General features: G+C 67.9%; 16 protein-coding genes and 1 other RNA gene. 10 read left to right on the forward strand and 7 right to left on the reverse strand.

Translation table 11 applies throughout. The features are described 5' to 3' along the window. Positions 1-74: 74 nt before the first annotated feature. From ABQY74_RS02115 to ABQY74_RS02130, 4 genes are all read left to right on the forward strand, one after another. Positions 75-1,427: a 3-carboxy-cis,cis-muconate cycloisomerase gene (locus ABQY74_RS02115; RefSeq protein ID WP_349793198.1), complete on the forward strand. Its 1,353-nt coding sequence runs from the start codon at positions 75-77 to the stop codon at positions 1,425-1,427. Between the two features lie 10 nt (positions 1,428-1,437). Continuing rightward, positions 1,438-2,226 (forward strand): 3-oxoadipate enol-lactonase, encoded by a 789-nt coding sequence (pcaD, locus tag ABQY74_RS02120; RefSeq protein WP_104599627.1) that lies wholly within the window; start codon positions 1,438-1,440, stop codon positions 2,224-2,226. Positions 2,227-2,460: 234 nt separating this feature from the next. Further along, positions 2,461-2,865, forward strand: a complete 405-nt coding sequence (gene pcaC, locus ABQY74_RS02125; RefSeq protein WP_039517317.1) for a 4-carboxymuconolactone decarboxylase — start codon at positions 2,461-2,463, stop codon at positions 2,863-2,865. 268 nt (positions 2,866-3,133) lie between these two features. Beyond that, a complete protein-coding gene (locus ABQY74_RS02130; RefSeq protein WP_065047029.1) occupies positions 3,134-4,060 on the forward strand; it encodes an alpha/beta hydrolase in 927 nt (308 codons plus the stop codon). A gap of 16 nt (positions 4,061-4,076) precedes the next feature. Here ABQY74_RS02130 and ABQY74_RS02135 read toward each other — a convergent pair whose 3' ends face one another. Next, positions 4,077-4,934, reverse strand: a complete 858-nt coding sequence (locus ABQY74_RS02135) for an IclR family transcriptional regulator C-terminal domain-containing protein (protein ID WP_024938784.1) — start codon at positions 4,932-4,934, stop codon at positions 4,077-4,079. A gap of 147 nt (positions 4,935-5,081) precedes the next feature. Here ABQY74_RS02135 and ABQY74_RS02140 point away from each other — a divergent pair, with 147 nt between their 5' ends. Further along, on the forward strand, positions 5,082-5,942 hold the full coding sequence (locus ABQY74_RS02140) for a PA4780 family RIO1-like protein kinase (protein ID WP_039528778.1): 861 nt from the start codon (positions 5,082-5,084) through the stop codon (positions 5,940-5,942). A gap of 161 nt (positions 5,943-6,103) precedes the next feature. Here ABQY74_RS02140 and ABQY74_RS02145 read toward each other — a convergent pair whose 3' ends face one another. Next, positions 6,104-6,325, reverse strand: coding sequence for a hypothetical protein (locus ABQY74_RS02145; protein ID WP_181105711.1), 222 nt, complete (start codon positions 6,323-6,325; stop codon positions 6,104-6,106). On the opposite strand from ABQY74_RS02145, the gene ABQY74_RS02150 reads away from it, so the two are divergent. Beyond that, on the forward strand, positions 6,269-7,237 hold the full coding sequence (locus tag ABQY74_RS02150) for an alpha/beta hydrolase (protein ID WP_104593803.1): 969 nt from the start codon (positions 6,269-6,271) through the stop codon (positions 7,235-7,237). The genes ABQY74_RS02145 and ABQY74_RS02150 overlap by 57 nt on opposite strands. A gap of 131 nt (positions 7,238-7,368) precedes the next feature. Here ABQY74_RS02150 and ABQY74_RS02155 read toward each other — a convergent pair whose 3' ends face one another. From ABQY74_RS02155 to ABQY74_RS02165, 3 genes are all read right to left on the reverse strand, one after another. After that, complete coding sequence (locus ABQY74_RS02155) at positions 7,369-8,079, reverse strand: DUF2490 domain-containing protein (protein ID WP_104601218.1); 711 nt, start codon at positions 8,077-8,079, stop codon at positions 7,369-7,371. A 223-nt stretch (positions 8,080-8,302) separates the two neighbouring features. Beyond that, complete coding sequence (mnmG, locus tag ABQY74_RS02160) at positions 8,303-10,207, reverse strand: tRNA uridine-5-carboxymethylaminomethyl(34) synthesis enzyme MnmG (protein WP_104599625.1); 1,905 nt, start codon at positions 10,205-10,207, stop codon at positions 8,303-8,305. A gap of 581 nt (positions 10,208-10,788) precedes the next feature. Further along, the gene (locus tag ABQY74_RS02165; protein ID WP_016903246.1) at positions 10,789-11,268 is read right to left on the reverse strand and encodes a hypothetical protein; all 480 of its coding nucleotides are present in this window, start codon (positions 11,266-11,268) and stop codon (positions 10,789-10,791) included. Between the two features lie 157 nt (positions 11,269-11,425). On the opposite strand from ABQY74_RS02165, the gene ABQY74_RS02170 reads away from it, so the two are divergent. The 3 genes from ABQY74_RS02170 to ABQY74_RS02180 all read left to right on the forward strand — a co-directional run bounded on the left by ABQY74_RS02170 (position 11,426) and on the right by ABQY74_RS02180 (position 13,487). Next, positions 11,426-12,385: a pyridoxal-phosphate dependent enzyme gene (locus ABQY74_RS02170; RefSeq protein WP_039517297.1), complete on the forward strand. Its 960-nt coding sequence runs from the start codon at positions 11,426-11,428 to the stop codon at positions 12,383-12,385. Beyond that, the gene (locus tag ABQY74_RS02175) at positions 12,370-12,987 is read left to right on the forward strand and encodes a YdcF family protein (protein WP_026064498.1); all 618 of its coding nucleotides are present in this window, start codon (positions 12,370-12,372) and stop codon (positions 12,985-12,987) included. Before ABQY74_RS02170 ends, ABQY74_RS02175 begins: the two co-directional genes overlap by 16 nt. 80 nt (positions 12,988-13,067) lie before the next feature. After that, positions 13,068-13,487 carry a nuclear transport factor 2 family protein gene (locus ABQY74_RS02180; RefSeq protein ID WP_115510276.1) on the forward strand — a complete coding sequence of 140 codons (420 nt, stop codon included), beginning with the start codon at positions 13,068-13,070 and terminating at the stop codon, positions 13,485-13,487. Positions 13,488-13,682: 195 nt separating this feature from the next. Here the strand turns inward: ABQY74_RS02180 and lpxO are convergent, their stop codons facing one another. Then, the gene (gene lpxO, locus ABQY74_RS02185) at positions 13,683-14,588 is read right to left on the reverse strand and encodes a lipid A hydroxylase LpxO (RefSeq protein ID WP_016903250.1); all 906 of its coding nucleotides are present in this window, start codon (positions 14,586-14,588) and stop codon (positions 13,683-13,685) included. Positions 14,589-14,689: 101 nt separating this feature from the next. On the opposite strand from lpxO, the gene ABQY74_RS02190 reads away from it, so the two are divergent. Beyond that, positions 14,690-14,765: non-coding RNA, sX9 sRNA (locus tag ABQY74_RS02190), on the forward strand. Between the two features lie 169 nt (positions 14,766-14,934). Here ABQY74_RS02190 and bioC read toward each other — a convergent pair. Further along, positions 14,935-15,819, reverse strand: coding sequence for a malonyl-ACP O-methyltransferase BioC (gene bioC, locus ABQY74_RS02195; RefSeq protein WP_039517288.1), 885 nt, complete (start codon positions 15,817-15,819; stop codon positions 14,935-14,937). Positions 15,820-15,873 lie beyond the last annotated feature (54 nt).

A 15,873-nucleotide genomic window follows, 5' to 3' on the forward strand; every position in this document is an offset into this window, starting at 1 on the left:
CCCGGCACCGCGCACACCAGTTGGCACTCCCGCGCATCGGTGCCATGCTGCCGGCACGCCACCCGAGGCCATGCATGACTGCGACGTCTTCCCTGTTGGGATCCCTGTTTGGCGAGCCTGCCTGCGACGCGTTGTTCGATGACACGGCGCGGGTGCAGGCAATGCTGCACTTCGAATCCGCGCTCGCTCGCGCGCAGGCGCGATGCGGCGTGATTCCCGCCGAGGCCGCGCAGGCCATTGCGGCCGCATGCGACGTGCAGCATTACGATCTGGCCGCGCTGGCCCAGGCCACCGCACTTGCCGGCAACCCCGCCATTCCCCTGGTCAAGGCGCTGACCGCGCGCGTGGCCGCCCACGATGCGCAGGCCGCGCGCTGGGTGCACTGGGGCGCCACCAGCCAGGACGTCATCGACACCGGCACGGTGCTGCAGTTGCGCGCCGCGCTCGACCTGCTGCTGCCGCGCCTGCAGGGCCTGTGCACCGAGCTGGCCGAGCTGGCCGCGCGCGAACGCAATACCGGCCTGCCTGGTCGTACCTTGCTGCAGCAGGCGGTGCCGGTCACGTTCGGGCTCAAGGTCGCCGCCTGGCTGGATGCGCTGCAGCGCGCGCACCAGCGCCTGCAGGCCTTGCAGCACGATGGCCTGGTGCTGCAGTTCGGGGGCGCGGCCGGCACGCTGGCGTCGTTGCAGGAGCGCGGTCTGTATGTCGCCCAGGCGCTGGCAACCACGCTGGCGCTGCCGTTGCCCGCGATGCCGTGGCATACCGCACGCGATCGCCTCGTCGAGGTCGGCTGCGCGTTCGGCCTGCTGGCCGGCACGTTGGGCAAGATCGGTGGCGACGTGGTGCTGCTGATGCAGTCGGAAGTCGGCGAAGTGTTTGAGCCGGCCGCGGCCGGCAAGGGCGGTTCCTCGGCAATGCCGCACAAGCGCAATCCGGTCTCCAGCGTCGCCGCGGTTGCTGCTGCCACCCGCGTGCCCGGCCTGGTGGCGACCTTGTTCAGCGCGATGGCGCAGCCGCATGAGCGCGCCGCCGGGCAATGGCATGCCGAATGGGAGACCTTGCCGCAGATCGTGTGCCTGACCGCCGGCAGCCTGGCGCAGATGCAAGGCTGCCTGACCGACCTGCAACTGGACCGCGAGGCCATGCGCGCGCACCTGCACAGCCATGGCGGCGCGTTGTACGCCGAGGCGGTGGTGTTCGCGTTGGCACCACGGCTCGGCAAGCCGCAGGCGCATGCGCTGGTCGAACAGGCGGTGGCACGCGCCCAGGCGCAGCAGCGCCATCTGCGCGAGGTGCTCGGCGACGACGCGCAGGTGAGCGCGGTACTCACGCAGGCGCAACTGCAGGCGGTGTTCGATGTGGACAGCTGGCGCGGCATGTCCTCGGTCTGGATCGATCGCGTGCTGGCCGCTTCTTCATCCCGCTGACGGTGCTCCGATGGCTTATCTCCAGTTGCCCACGCATCGCCTGCACTACCGCCTCGACGGCACCGAAGGCCGCCCCTGGCTGACCTTCTGCAACTCGCTGGGCACCGACCTGCACATGTGGGACGTGCAGATCGCCGCGTTTGCGCCGCATTACCGCATCCTGCGCTACGACCGCCGCGGCCATGGCGATTCGGACACGCCGCCCGGCCCATACCGCGTTGCCGACCTCGGCCAGGACGTGCTGGCGCTGTGGGATGCGTTGCAGATCGCGCAGAGCGACTTCTGCGGCCTGTCGATCGGCGGACTCACCGGGCAATGGCTGGGCCTGCATGCACCGCAGCGCCTGCGCCGGCTGGTGGTGTGCGCCACCGCGCAGAAGATCGGCAGCAGCGAAAGCTGGAACGCGCGCATCGAGCAGGTGCGCAGCGAAGGCCTGCCGGGGCTGGTCGATGCCACCTTGCAGCGCTGGTTCACCCCGCCGTTTGCGCTCAGCCATGCGCAGCGCCTGGACATGATCGTGGCCGCCTTCGTGTCGACATCGCCGCAGGGCTATATCGCCTGCTGCCAGGCGGTGGCCGACGCCGATTTCCGCGGCGCGCTGGACACGCTGGAGCTGCCACTGCTCGCACTGGCCGGCGACGACGACCCGGTCTGTCCGCCGGCCGATCTGCGCGAGATCGCCTACGCCGCCCCGCACGGCCACTACGCACAGGTGCCCGGCCGGCATATCTGCAACCTGGAGTCGCCGGCCGCGTTCAACCACAGCGTGCTGGGCTTTCTGCAGGCCGACCACGTGTGACCCTCCGCCCGGCCAGGCAGCTGCCGGACGCGTGCAGCCGTCACCCCGATCCGGCACGCACGACGCCCGGCATTCCCGCTCATGCGTTGCATCTGCGCCCAGCTGACCACGTCCGGCTGCCTGTCGCCGGCGACATCAATCGCAATCAATGCACCTGATATCCCAGCGCTTGCCCTGCGATCGCCGCCAGCACTCCGATTCCCCATTCCCCATTCCCACGCAGGAGAGATTCCAATGCACGAAGACGAGCGTTACCAGACAGGCTTGCGCGAGCGCCGACGCGTCCTGGGCGATGCGCATGTCGAGCGCTCGCTGGCCGCACGCACCGAGTTCACCGACGAGTTCCAGGCGCTGATCACCCGCTACGCCTGGGGCACCATCTGGACCCGCGATGGCCTGCCCGCGCACACCCGCTCGCTGCTGACCCTGGCGATGATGGTGGCGTTGGGCCACGACGAGGAGTTCAAGCTGCACGTGCGCGCCGCGCGCAACAACGGCGTCACGCCCGAGCAGATCAAGGAAGTCCTGCTGCAGGCCGCGGTCTATTGCGGCGTGCCTGCCGCCAACCATGCCTTCGCGCTGGCCAAGCCCATCCTCGAGGAGCAGGCCGACGAAGAAGAGCCGGTGCGCGAAGGCTGACGGCCACGGCGACACGTGAGTGCAGCAGGCATGCTGCATTTGCGCGGCATGCGGCGGGCAATGCGACTGGTTCGGTTGGCTGTGCCCCTGGCCTGCACTCAGGGCACGCCGGGCAGGGTGGCGATCCAACGCGCGCACTGCGTTGCACCCTGGCCGTCCTACATCCACCTCCGTCGGTGATGACATCACCCATCGACGACGGGATGATGCATGTACCGCAACGGACCACCGCTTCCGTTCGCACAGGACATTCCCCATGAGGTTGCCGATGCTGCTGCGTACCATGTGTTTGCTTTTGCTGCTGCTCACCGCATCCGGACTGCACGCACGACCGCATCCCGGGCCCGGAACCGAGCTGGCGCAGGTGCGCGCCGACGATGGCCAGACGCTGGCGGTGTGGTCGCGGGTCCCGGCGCAGCCGCGCGGCACGATCCTGCTGGTGCATGGGCGCACCTGGAGTGCGTTGCCCAATTTCGATCTGCAGGTTCCCGACGAGCCGCGCGATGCGCGCTCGGTGCTGGCGGCATTGGCGCAGGCCGGCTATGCCGCCTACGCGGTCGATCTGCGCGGCTATGGCGGCAGTGCGCGCGATCGCAGCGGCTGGAACACGCCCGCGCGCGCCGTGGCCGATGTCGATGCGGTGCTGAGCTGGGTTGCCCACCAGCACCCGCAGCTGCCGCCGCCAGCGCTGCTCGGTTATTCCAATGGCGCGCGGGTGGCGCTGCTGATCGCCCAGCAACATCCGCAGGCGGCGTCGGCGCTGGTGCTGTACGGCTTCCCCGACGATGTCGACGCAGCGCCCGACACCACCCCGGCGCCGGCGCAGCCATTGCGTGCGCGCACCACGGCCGCGACGGCCGGCGAGGACTTCATTACCGCCAACGCCGCACCGCCCGGCGTGCGTGCGGCCTATGTGGCGCAGGCGGTATCGGCCGACCCGGTGCGCACCGACTGGCGCGCGATGGAGCAGTTCGCCTTCCAGCCGGAGCAGGTGACCACGCTGCCGGTGTTGCTGCTGCGTGGCGTCGACGATCCCATCGCGACCCAGGCGGACAACGCGCACCTGTACGTACGTCTGCGCAGCGAAGACCGCAGCTGGGTCACGCTGCCGCACGCCGATCACGTGGCGCATGTCGAGGACACCCATGCCGCCTGGGTGGATGCGGTGGTGAGCTTCCTGCGCCGGCCGCGCTGAGCGCGCCCGCCGGCGACTAACTCAACAACGCACCCAGCCGCTGCGCCGCCTGCTTCAACGGCTCCAGCAGCGTCTGCATCGTCTGCAGGCTCACGCGCCCGGCCTGGGCGCCAATGTTGAGCGCGGCGATCACCTCGCCGCGCAGGTTGCGCACCGGCACCGCGATCGAGCGCAGGCCGATTTCCAGTTCCTGGTCGGTCAGGCACATGCCTTCGCGGCGCGTGCGTGCCAACACTTCCAGCAGTGCGGAAGCCTGGGTCACGGTGCGGTCGGTGCGCGGGCGCAGCGTGGTGCGCTCCAGGTACGCCTGCAAGGTGTCGCCGGGCAGGGCGGCCAACAGGACGCGGCCCATTGAGGTGCAGTAGGCCGGCAGGCGTGTGCCCGGGCGCAGCCCGATCGACATGATGCGCACCGTCTCAGCACGCGCCACGTACAGCAGGTCGTCGCCGTCCAGCACGCCCAGCGAGCAGGATTCGTGCAACTGGTCGCGCAGCCCGTCCAGCACCGGCTGCGCCGCCGCGGTCATCGACGAAGATGCCGCATACGCACCGCCGATCCCCAGCACGCGCGGCAGCAGCACGTAGCCGCGGCCCTGCTCGCCGACATAGCCCAGCCTGGCCAGGGTATGCAGCACCCGCCGCACCGCCGCACGCGAGATGCCGGTTTCCAGGCTGATCTGCGACATCGTCACCTCGCGCGCGTGCTGGGCGAACACGCTCAGCACCACCAGCCCGCGGCCCAGCGAGGTCATGAAGTCCGGGTCGCCCTGAGCGGCGGCGATCTGCTGCATCAACTCATGCGGCAGGCCGCGTTCGCTCCCGGCGGTGGCCACGGTGGTGGTGGGTTTGCGGCGGCTGGAGGCGGGCTCGGGCATCGGATCGCAGCTTGGACGGGTCCGTGCATGGTAAGCGCTCACGCCGATACATGCCCCCGGTCGCAGCTTGCGCCTGGACATGTAAGCGCTTCACCCTGGTTGCCGCATAATCGTTGCTGGTTTGTTTCGGATCGGTCTCCTTAGTCCATGAAAACCCCCAAGGGCCTGCAACCGCTGATCGACGACGGCATCATCGACGAAGTGTTGCGACCACTGAAGAGCGGCAAGGAAGCATCCGTCTATGTGGTCAGTACGGGCGCCGACATCCTGTGCGCCAAGGTCTACAAGGACATGGCGCAACGCAGTTTCCAGGCGCGCGTGCAATATCAGGAAGGCCGCAAGGTGCGTGGCAGCCGCCAGGCGCGCGCGATGGGCAAGGCCACCAAGTTCGGCCGGCGCGAAGCCGAGACCGCATGGAAGAACACCGAAGCCGAGGTGCTCTATCAACTGATGGACGCCAGCGTGCACGTGCCTAAGCCGCGCGGCTATTTCCACGGCGTGCTGCTGATGGACCTGGTCACCGACGAGGCCGGCCACAGCGCACCGCGGCTGGGCGAGGTGGACCTGGAGCCGGAGCAGGCGCGCAGCTTCCACACCAGCCTGATCGGCGATGTGGTCAAGATGCTGTCGCTGGGCCTGGTGCACGGCGACCTGTCCGAATACAACGTGCTGGTCTCGCCCGAGGGCCCGGTGCTGATCGATTTCCCGCAGGTGGTCAGTGCTGCCGGCAACAACGCTGCACGCGACATGCTGCTGCGCGATGTGCACAACCTGCGCGACTGCCTCGGCCGCTTCGCCCCGGAGTTGCTGGACACCCATTACGGCGAAGAGATGTGGGCGCTGTTCGAAAAGGGCGAGCTGCGCCCGGACAGCGTGCTGACCGGCCGCTTCAAGTTCGACACCCGCCGCGCCGACGTGCGTGCCATCCGCGCCTCGATCGAGGACGCACGCCAGGAAAACCTCATCCGTCAGCAGGGCCGCGAGGCCGCTGCCGAGGACGACGACTAGAGCGCTGTTGCGTTCGCGCGCAATGCGGCGTGCCAGCAGCAGCGGCACAGCTGGCGCGCGGCCGCAATTCACCGCTCAGGGTGATCAGGCAGGTGCGCGCCGATGCAGGCGCGCAGCCACGATGCAGTGCAGCAAAAAACCAACGGATGCTGATGGCGCGACTATTCGCCGGGCATCGTCATGGCAGGCGCATGCATCGGCAGCACGGGGTTTTTGCGGTAATGCTGCGCATCTCCGGCACCGCCATTGAAATAATTGATGGCGTTGAATGGTGATTGATCATAAGTATCTGGCAGGCTCAGCCATCGTCTCCTGGAGAGTCCGCCATGTCGTTTGATCCCGATGTCGTGCGCCTGTTTGCCCAGCTTCAACACGCCGCTCAACCACCGATGGAAACCCTGCCGATCGAGGGCGCGCGTGCAATGATGCGTGCACTCGGCACGCAGCTGGGCTTCCCGCGTGTGGAGATGGCCGAGGTGCGCGATCTGCAGGCCGGCACCGCTGCCGGCCCGGTGCGCCTGCGTCTGTATCGCCCGTCCGGGCTGGCTGCCGGTCCGGCCCCGACCTGCCTGTTCGTGCACGGCGGCGGCGGTGTGGTGGGCGACCTCGACTCCCACGACGACGTCTGCCGGCAACTGGCGGCGCGTGCCGGCTGCCAACTGCTGGCGGTCGACTATCGCCTGGCGCCCGAACATCCCGCGCCGGCCGGCGTGGAGGACGTGATTGCGGCCCTGCACTGGCTGGTTGCCCAGCCCGATGCGGTCGGTGCCGATGTGCAGCGCCTGGCCGTGGCCGGCGACAGCATTGGCGGCGCCATGGCCGCAGTCGCGGCGCTGGCCGCGCGCGATGCCGGGATCGCATTGCGCTGCCAGGTGCTGGTGTATCCGCTCACCGATGCGCGCGAGGACAACGGCCAATACCCGTCGCGATCGCACAACGCCGGCCTGCCGCCGCTGACCACAGAGGCGGTGCGCTTCTTCAATCGCCATCTATTGCCCGACCCCGCCATTGCACAGGACTGGCGCGTCTCGCCGATGCTGGTGCCGGAGGTGGCCGGCGTTGCGCCCGCACTGGTCATCGTGGGCGAGCGCGACATGCTCTACGACGAAGGACGCAGCTATGCCGAACGCCTGCGCGCCGCCGGTGTGGAAGTCACCCTGCACAGCTTTCCCGGCATGATCCACGGCTTCATCAATATGGGCGGCGTCCTGCGCGCCGCCGGCGAGACGCTGGAGATGGCAGCGCTGCTGCTGCGCCAGCGCTTGCTGCCCGCCGTCGAGCGCAGGGCCGCATAAGGGCCTGCGGCAGGCGTGCCATGCGCGCGCTGCCGCAGCGCTGCGGCCATGCCCGCATGTGGATCAACGCTCGAGGGAAAGACGACGATCCAGGCTCGCAGGTGCGCAAGTCCTGCGGGCCACCAGCAGGCTCAGAAGTTGAAGCGGAACGTGGTCATCAGCACGTGGTTTTCGCGATCCACCGTACTGGTGTTGACGAACTGATTCAGATAACCGACGTCGACATTGGCAATGTCGTTGAACTTCCAGTTGATGCCGACGAAGACGCGGTTCTGGTCGAGACCGCGTCGGGCGCCCCACTCGGTCTGATCGAGATTGACGAACAGTTCGTTGAAGGCCACCCACGACAGTTGCGCAGACAACGCACTGGGCCGGACCGCCCTGATCATCTGGCGCACCCGATACCCCTCGTCGCTGAAACCTTCGCGGTGACGCTGCTCCAGGCGGGTGCGACTGGTAATGGTGATATTGGCGATCGGATCAAACTGATATTGAAACTGCCCCCACCAGCGATTTTCGCGGTTGGAGGTTTGCCCGGCCGGGTGGCTGATGATGGTGTCGTAACCCATCCAGACACTGGCCTTGGGAGTGAACCGGTAAAACACCGCGGGGCGCAGGATCAACTGGTCGAACTGTTCGCCCTCTTCGCGCCAGCGTGGGTGCACGTCCATGCTCCAGTACAGGTTTTCGACCGGCAGCTTGCCCTGGGCATACACGCTCAGCCAGTAACGCCCGTCTTCCTCGGTCTGCGCGGCCGCTTGCGAGGTGCCGCCCAGCATCAGCAGCAGGGCGGGGCAGGCGATTCGGTAGGTGGCCGTCAGCAGCGCGCGCAGTCTGTTCATGATCAGGAAGTCGTCAGTGGTGCCGGAGCATACCAACTCGTTCGCGACCTCCATCAAACTTCCCGGCACCGCCGCTGCGATACCGGTGTGTTGCTTCGCCTACGGCGACACGGAATCGCGCAGTGACATCCGCTGACAAACATCGACGCATGTGCGGCGTGTAAAACGCACGCGTTCGAACAGGCGGCCGGCATTGACCGACCTGCCAGCGGATCGCGAGCGCTTACGCCACCTGGCTGCGGCGCGCCCGTTCCAGATGCACCAGCAGCAGCGAGATCGCCGCCGGCGTCATGCCGGCAATGCGTTGCGCCTGGCCGATGCTTTGCGGGCGCACGCGCTCGAGTTTCTGCTGCACTTCGATCGACAGCCCGCGCACGCCGGCATAATCAAATCCATCCGGAATCGGCGTGGTTTCGTGGCGCTGCTGGCGCGCGATGTCGTCGCGTTGGCGATCCAGGTAACCGGCGTATTTGACGCTGATCTCCACCTGCTCGGCCACCTGCGCATCATCCACGCCCGGCCCCAGCGTCGGCACGCGCATCAGCGCAGCGTAATTGAGTTCGGGGCGCTTGATCAGGTCCAGCACGTTGGTTTCGCGGCTCACCGCCACGCCCAGGGTCTGGGCCACTTCGCGGCCCAGTGCATTGCCCGGGGTCGCCCACAGCACCGACAGGCGCGCGCTTTCGCGCTGCACCGCCTCCTGCTTGGCGGAGAAGCGCGCCCAGCGCGCATCGTCGACCAGGCCCATCGCGCGGCCGACGCCGGTCAGGCGCGCATCGGCGTTGTCCTCGCGCAGCTGCAGGCGGTATTCGGCGCGGCTGGTGAACATGCGATACGGCTCGGTGGTGCCGTGGGTGATCAGATCGTCCACCAGCACGCCCAGGTAGGCCTGGTCGCGGCGCGGCGACCACGCCGGCAATCCCTGCACATGGCGCGCGGCATTGAGCCCGGCCAGCAGGCCCTGTGCGGCGGCCTCCTCGTACCCGGTGGTGCCATTGATCTGCCCGGCGAAGAACAGCCCGCCCACCGCCTTGGTTTCCAGCGAGGCCTTGAGCCCGCGCGGGTCGAAGAAGTCGTATTCGATCGCATAGCCGGGGCGGGTGATATGCGCCTGTGCGAACCCGTGGATCGAGCGCACCAGTGCCAGCTGCACGTCGAACGGCAGCGAGGTGGAGATGCCGTTGGGATAGATCTCGGCCACTTCCAGGCCTTCGGGCTCGACGAAGATCTGGTGGCTGGTCTTCTCGGCAAAGCGCACCACCTTGTCTTCGATCGACGGGCAGTAACGCGGGCCGATGCCTTCGATCTGCCCGGAATACAGCGGCGAGCGATGCAGCGCACTGCGGATGATGTCGTGGGTCTGTTCGGTGGTCTGGGTGATCCAGCAGCTGACTTGGCGCGGGTGATCGCCGAGCTGGCCCATGAACGACATCACCGGCAGCGGGTCGTCGCCGGGTTGTTCGGCCATCACGCTGTAGTCGAGCGTGCGCCCGTCGATGCGCGGCGGGGTGCCGGTCTTGAGCCGGTCGATCGCGAACGGCCGCTCGCGCAGACGCGCGGCCAGCGTGGTGGCCGGCGGGTCGCCCATGCGGCCCGCCGCGTATTGGGTCTCGCCGACGTGGATCTTGCCGGCCAGGAAGGTGCCGGCGGTCAGCACCACCGAGGACGCTTCGAAGCGCAGCCCGGTCTGGGTGACCACGCCGCGCACGCTGTCGGCTTCGGCGGCGCCGTTGTGGATGATCAGATCGTCCACCGCCGCCTGGAACACGGTCAGGTTTGGCTGCGCCTCGACGATGCGGCGGATGGCGTTGCGGTAGAGGTTGCGGTCGGCCTGGCAACGGGTGGCGCGCACCGCCGGCCCCTTGGAGGCATTGAGCGTGCGCCACTGGATGCCGGCCTGATCCGCCGCGCGTGCCATCGCCCCGCCCAGCGCGTCGATCTCCTTGACCAGATGGCCCTTGCCGATCCCGCCGATGGCTGGGTTGCAGCTCATCGCACCCACCGTCTCGATGTTGTGGGTCAGCAGCAAGGTGCGCGCCCCGGCGCGCGCGGAGGCCAGCGCCGCCTCGGTGCCGGCATGGCCGCCGCCAATCACGATGACGTCGTAGCGATAGAAGGAGTCAGACATGGGCGTGGACCAGGAGCAGAAGGAGGTTGGCGGCCGCGAAAGTATCGGCTGAAGGGCGAGCGAGGTCACTCGATGGGTAAAAGTGTGATGTGAATCACATTATCAAACACTGACCCTCAAGTTGGCATGTTCCGTGCGGATATCCCTACTGCACCCGTCGTGGCATTGCGACATGGGCGCAAGGCTGGAATTGGAACAGGGGCCAGCCACGCGTGCGATGGGGTAGCGTAAGGGTCGGTAGTCGGGGGACTGCCGACCCTTATTTTTTTCTGCGGCCCAACGCCGATACAGCCCAGCCTGCTCGTACGGGTAGTCGCAGGTGCGGCAGAGCAGACCAGACGACAAAAACATAAAGCCCCGGCATGCCGGGGCTTTATGCGTTGGAGGCGCCGATATCCGACAGGGCCGGAACAGGGGGGATCCAGATTTCCCTGTCGGACATCGACATAAGTCGGTCAGTGGGGCTGGCCAGGTCAAAAAATGACGTGGCGGGTCACACAGAGCACCTAGCTTGCGACCAAGTGCCGGCTGAACGCAAGCCCCCAACATCACCATTTGTGGGCCACGTCGCAGTCAGCAACTTAGGGAATCTGCTCACGCGTGTTGCGTGGCGCGGTCTGCCGTTGAATCTCGCGGATCACCCGCGGCGGCGCACCGATGCGGGGCGGCGGCCGCGACGGCGGTGCACCGGTCGCCGGCGGACGATTGGGTTGTTGCGGGCGCGGCCCGTTGGGGCGGGGGCCGTTCGGACGCGGGCCATTGTTGAACGAACCGTTAGGACGTGGCGGCCGGTACTGCGGACGTCGATCATTCGGGCGGTAGTAGTAGCCGCCGCCGCGGTAGACCGGGTACACCGGGTAGTCGTACAGCCCGATCGACCCGGCGCCGTAGGGGTTGCCGTACGGGTTGCCGTAGAAATACGGCGAGTAGCCCGGCGGGTAGCGGTACTGCACCGCGGGCGCGCCGCGGTAATAGCCGCCCGACCCCGCACCGGTGTAGTCGTAGGTTGCGCAGCCGCCCAGGGCCAACAGCCCGGCGGCGAAGATCAGACGGAATTTCATGGATGGTGCCCTCCTGCAACCATGGTGTCACTTTCGAACCGATGCATTGAATCGGTCCTTAACTGTGCCGCAATGTGGTGCTTCTGCATCGATCCAGCATGCGCGGGCAAGGCGCGCACAGCCGTGAAGGCGGAGACGATACGTTAATCTTGCAGGCATGATCGAGACGGTCCCTCTTGCCCATTCCGACGTCCTGCAAGCCGCTGCGCGCATCGCGCCGCAGTGCGCGCCGACACCGCTGCTGACCTCGCACAGCCTGGACGCCCTCTGCGGTGCGCAGTTGTTCTTCAAGGCCGAACACCTGCAGCGCAGTGGCGCTTTCAAGTTCCGTGGTGCCTGTAACGCGGTGTGGTCGTTGCCGGAGGAGCTGGCCGCGCGTGGCGTGGTCACCCATTCGTCCGGCAATCACGGCGCCGCACTCGCACTTGCCGCGCGCACGCGCGGGATCGGCTGCCACGTGGTGGTGCCCGAAGGCGCGGTGGCCGCCAAGCTGGCCAATATTTCCCGTCACGGCGCCACGCTGTGGCGCTGCGCGCCCACCATCGCGGCGCGCGAGCAGATGTGTGCCGACGTCCAGGCCAGCAGCGGCGCGACGCTGGTGCATCCATATACCGACCCGGCAGTGATCGCCGGGCAGGGCACCGCCGCGCTGGAGCTGCTGCAGCAGAGCGGCGGGCTGGATGTGCTGGTGGCACCGGTTGGCGGCGGTGGGCTGGCCGCCGGCACTGCGCTGGCGCTGCAATCGGCGCCCGGCTGTGCGCTGGTGCTGGCCGAGCCGAGCGGGGCAGCCGATACCGCGCGCTCGCTGGCGGCCGGCGAGCGCCTGGTCGACTTCGTGCCCGACACGCTCTGCGACGGCCTGCGCGGCACCCTGGGGGCGCCGAATTTCGCAGTGTTGCAGGCCGCCGGCGCGCAGGTGATCACCGTCGACGATGCGGCGGTGGTGCAGGCGATGCGGCTGATCTGGCAGGTGCTCAAACAGGTGGTGGAGCCGTCCTCGGCGATTGCGCTGGCAGCGGTGCTGGCCGACCCGGCGCGCTTTGCCGGGCGGCGGGTCGGGCTGATCCTGTCCGGCGGCAACGTCGACCTGGATGCACTGCCCTGGGCCGCGGCGTGAGCAGGCGGTCGCGTGGGATCGGTCTGTGGGGCTGGTGCTGGCGCCTGTGCATGCTGACGCTGATCTGGCTGGTGGGCGTGGCCGGCTGGATCGTCTGGGTCGGCGATCGCGACCAGGCCGCGCCGGCCGACGTGATCATCGTGCTGGGCGCGGCTGCCTACGACGCGCGCCCTTCGCCGGTGTTCGAAGAGCGCATCCGGCATGCGCTGGACCTGTACGCGCAGGGCTACGCGCCGCGGCTGCTGTTCACCGGCGGCTTCGGCAATGGCGCGCGCTTTGCCGAGTCGCAGGTGGCGCGGCGCTATGCGCTACGCCACGGCGTACCGCCGGAGGCGATCGTGATCGAGACGGTCTCGCGCACCACCCGACAGAATCTGCAGCAGGCACGCGCGCTGATGGACCGGCACGGCATGCACCGGGCGATCATCGTCAGCGACCCGTTGCACATGGCGCGCGCGCTGCGGCTGAGCGATGAGCTGGGGGTGGACGCGCTGGCCTCTTCCACGCCCAGCACGCGCTTTCGCAGCTTCCACACCAGCTGGCGCTTCCTGCTGCAGGAGGTCTATTACTTCCATCGGGATCTGGTGGTGCAGGGCGCCTGACGCCGGGTATGCCGCAGGGCAGGCGTGTTGAAGCGCAAAACGCGCTCTATGATGCGGCTTTCCCAGCGGCAGGTTCGAGCATGAGCGAGCGCAATCGGCAACACGCCACCGGCCTGGTCCAGGCCTATTACGCGGCATTCAACCGCGGTGATTGGGACGCCATGCTGGCGTTCCTGGCCGACGACGTCGCGCACGACCTCAATCAGGGGCCGCGCGAGATCGGCCGGGCGGAATTTGCCGCCTTCCTGCAGCGCATGAACGACAGTTACCGCGAGCAGCTGCGCGACGTCGTGATCACTGCCAACGAGGATGGCACCCGGGTCGGTGCCGAGTACGTGGTGCACGGGGTCTACCACACCACCGACGAAGGCCTGCCGGAAGCCAACGGGCAGACCTATGTGCTGCCGGGCGGTGCGTTCTTCGATGTGCGCGACGGCAAGATCACCCGCGTCACCAACTACTACAACCTGCAGGAATGGATCGCGCAGGTCTCGCGCTGAGCGCATCGACCAGCACTGCGTAGGAGCGCACCCGGGCGCGATAAGGCGTTATCGGCAATGCCTGGTCGCGCCCAGGTGCGCTCCTACGTGATTGGTGCGGTATTGCGGCCTATGTAGGAGCGCGCTTGCGCGCGATGAGGCGTTCCCGGCAATACCGGTCGCGCCCGGGTGCGCTCCTACGTGGGTGGGCGGGGATTACAGCAACACGATCCCGACCACCACCAGGATGAAGATGCCCCACTTGAGCGTCTGGTACAGCGGGTTGTTGCGTTCCTTCAGCGCCTTGGCCTTCAGGCGCGCGGCATAGAAATAGCGGAACACGCGGTTGATGCCGCCGGTCTTGTCGCCTTCCTGATTGGGCGAGGCACCGGCCGAGAGCAGGCTGCGGCCGACGAAGCGGTTCACCGCCGCGGCCCAGCGCCAGCGCATCGGGCGCTCGATGTCGCAGAACAGGATGATGCGGTCCTGGTCGGTGTCGTTGCGCGCGTAGTGGATGTAGGTCTCGTCGAACATCGTCCACTCGCCATCGCGCCAGCTGTGGCGCTGCCCGTCGACATCGATGAAGCAGCGGTCGTCGTTGGGCGTGGCCAGCCCCAGGTGCAGGCGCATGGACCCGGCGAACGGGTCGCGGTGCGGGCGCAGTTCGCTGCCCGGCGGCAACTCGGCGAACATCGCGGCCTTGACCGTGGGGATGGACTTCAGCAACGCGGTGGTCTGCGGGCACAGTTCAGACGCCGACGGGTGCGCGGTGCCGTACCACTTCAGATAGAAGCGCTTCCAGCCACGGCGGAAGAACGAGTTGAAGCCGATGTCGGTGTAGCCGTCGGCAGCGCGGATCTTCTGCATCTGCTGCAGCGCCACCGCTTCATCGCGGATCAGCGGCCAGTTGGCGCGCAGCGGCGCCAGCTCCGGGAATTCCTTGCCGGGATCGATGAACGGCGTGGTCGGCACGCGCGAACACAGATACATCAGCGTGTTGATCGGCGCCATGAAGGTGGAATGGTCCAGCAGCTGCCGGCTGAGCCGGTGCCGCACGCGACCGCGGTAATGGATGTACAGCGCCGATGCGATGAACAGCGCGATGATGAGCCACTTCAACATTGGGAAGGCCGATTGGGGGACGGGGGCCGCAAACCTAAGAGCGGCTATCAAAACGACAATGCAGCAGCCGGGCGGGGGCGCTGCCGGTACTCGGAACCGACATGTACCACGCGTACATGCAGATTCCTGCGCGCCGTCTGCAGCCACCTGACGGCTGCGTGCTGCGTTTTGCTAGCCACGCCGGTTGAGGCGTCGAAAAGGCAAGCCGCAACAGGAACATGCGGCCGTTGACTGCTGAATTCTACCGGGTGTCGCGACCGAGCCTGACAGGTCTGCATTGGTGCCATCGCAAAACTGTGTGTCTCGCCGGCAACGGCTGCGTTGCTGCCGGCGATCTGCACCGCCGCTAGTCGATGCGGCGGCGGATCGGGATCGAGGCCACCGGGACGCTGGCGACATCGTGTCCCTGCTCGCGGATGGGCGCGCCCGGTGCCGGTGCCCAGGCGTGGGCATAGATCACTTCCCAGGAGCTGGGCAGGGTGCCGTCCGGCCGCCGCAAGGGCTCGTAGGCGGCGCTGGCGGCGGCAAAACGGCCGCGTCCGGTCAGGGTGGCGCGGCGGTTGCTGAGTGCGTTGGTGGCGCCCATCGCGCGCAGCTCGCGCATCAGCGCGGGCAGGTCGCTGTAGGTCAGCGTGAACAGGTCGCGGTCCAGCACCGGGTCGCGGAAGCCGGACATCAGCAAGGCATCGCCGAACTGGGCGATCGGCGGAAAGCGGCTGACATGCGGGGCCGGGTCGGCCTGGGCGAAGGCCTCGCGCAACTCGATCAGCGTCTCCGGGCCGAAGGTGGAGCACAGCAACAAGCCACCCGGCCGTAGCGCGCGGCGGAAACCGGCGAACACCGCCGGCAGGTCTTCCACCCACTGCAGGCACAGGTTGCTGAAGATCACGTCCACGCTGCCGTCGGCCACCGGCAAGGCGCGTGCATCGGCGCAGACCTGCGCGAATGGCTTCCACCAGCCCGCCGCCTTGCGCGCCTGGCGCAGCATCGGCATGGCCTGGTCCAGCGCGATCACCTGCGCCTTGGGCCAGCGCTTCTTGATCGCGCCGCTGGCGTGGCCGGGGCCGGCGCCGACATCCAGCACCACCTTGGGCACCTGGTCGCCCAGGTAGTCGAGCGATTCGAGCAGGCGCGCTTCGGCTTCGCGCTGTAGCGCGGCGGCGGCAGCATAGCTGCTGGCGGCACGCGCAAAGGCGCGCCGGACGTGGCGGGGGTCGAAAGTACTGTTCATGAGCGGCGCTATTGTCGCCTGTGGCCGGGGCGGAGGGAATCGATGGGTGGCCTG

This window comes from Xanthomonas sp. WHRI 7064, assembly GCF_040202355.2.
Classification (GTDB): domain Bacteria; phylum Pseudomonadota; class Gammaproteobacteria; order Xanthomonadales; family Xanthomonadaceae; genus Xanthomonas; species Xanthomonas arboricola.

Bases quoted from the DNA above. Each gene is read 5' to 3' on its own strand.
- ABQY74_RS02115 (WP_349793198.1), top strand. From the start codon at position 75: ATGACTGCGACGTCTTCCCTGTTGGGATCCCTGTTTGGCGAGCCTGCC.
- pcaD (WP_104599627.1), top strand. From the start codon at position 1,438: ATGGCTTATCTCCAGTTGCCCACGCATCGCCTGCACTACCGCCTCGAC.
- pcaC (WP_039517317.1), top strand. From the start codon at position 2,461: ATGCACGAAGACGAGCGTTACCAGACAGGCTTGCGCGAGCGCCGACGC.
- ABQY74_RS02130 (WP_065047029.1), top strand. From the start codon at position 3,134: ATGCTGCTGCGTACCATGTGTTTGCTTTTGCTGCTGCTCACCGCATCC.
- ABQY74_RS02135 (WP_024938784.1), bottom strand. From the start codon at position 4,934: ATGCCCGAGCCCGCCTCCAGCCGCCGCAAACCCACCACCACCGTGGCC.
- ABQY74_RS02140 (WP_039528778.1), top strand. From the start codon at position 5,082: ATGAAAACCCCCAAGGGCCTGCAACCGCTGATCGACGACGGCATCATC.
- ABQY74_RS02150 (WP_104593803.1), top strand. From the start codon at position 6,269: ATGTCGTTTGATCCCGATGTCGTGCGCCTGTTTGCCCAGCTTCAACAC.
- ABQY74_RS02155 (WP_104601218.1), bottom strand. From the start codon at position 8,079: ATGAACAGACTGCGCGCGCTGCTGACGGCCACCTACCGAATCGCCTGC.
- mnmG (WP_104599625.1), bottom strand. From the start codon at position 10,207: ATGTCTGACTCCTTCTATCGCTACGACGTCATCGTGATTGGCGGCGGC.
- ABQY74_RS02165 (WP_016903246.1), bottom strand. From the start codon at position 11,268: ATGAAATTCCGTCTGATCTTCGCCGCCGGGCTGTTGGCCCTGGGCGGC.
- ABQY74_RS02170 (WP_039517297.1), top strand. From the start codon at position 11,426: ATGATCGAGACGGTCCCTCTTGCCCATTCCGACGTCCTGCAAGCCGCT.
- ABQY74_RS02180 (WP_115510276.1), top strand. From the start codon at position 13,068: ATGAGCGAGCGCAATCGGCAACACGCCACCGGCCTGGTCCAGGCCTAT.
- lpxO (WP_016903250.1), bottom strand. From the start codon at position 14,588: ATGTTGAAGTGGCTCATCATCGCGCTGTTCATCGCATCGGCGCTGTAC.
- bioC (WP_039517288.1), bottom strand. From the start codon at position 15,819: ATGAACAGTACTTTCGACCCCCGCCACGTCCGGCGCGCCTTTGCGCGT.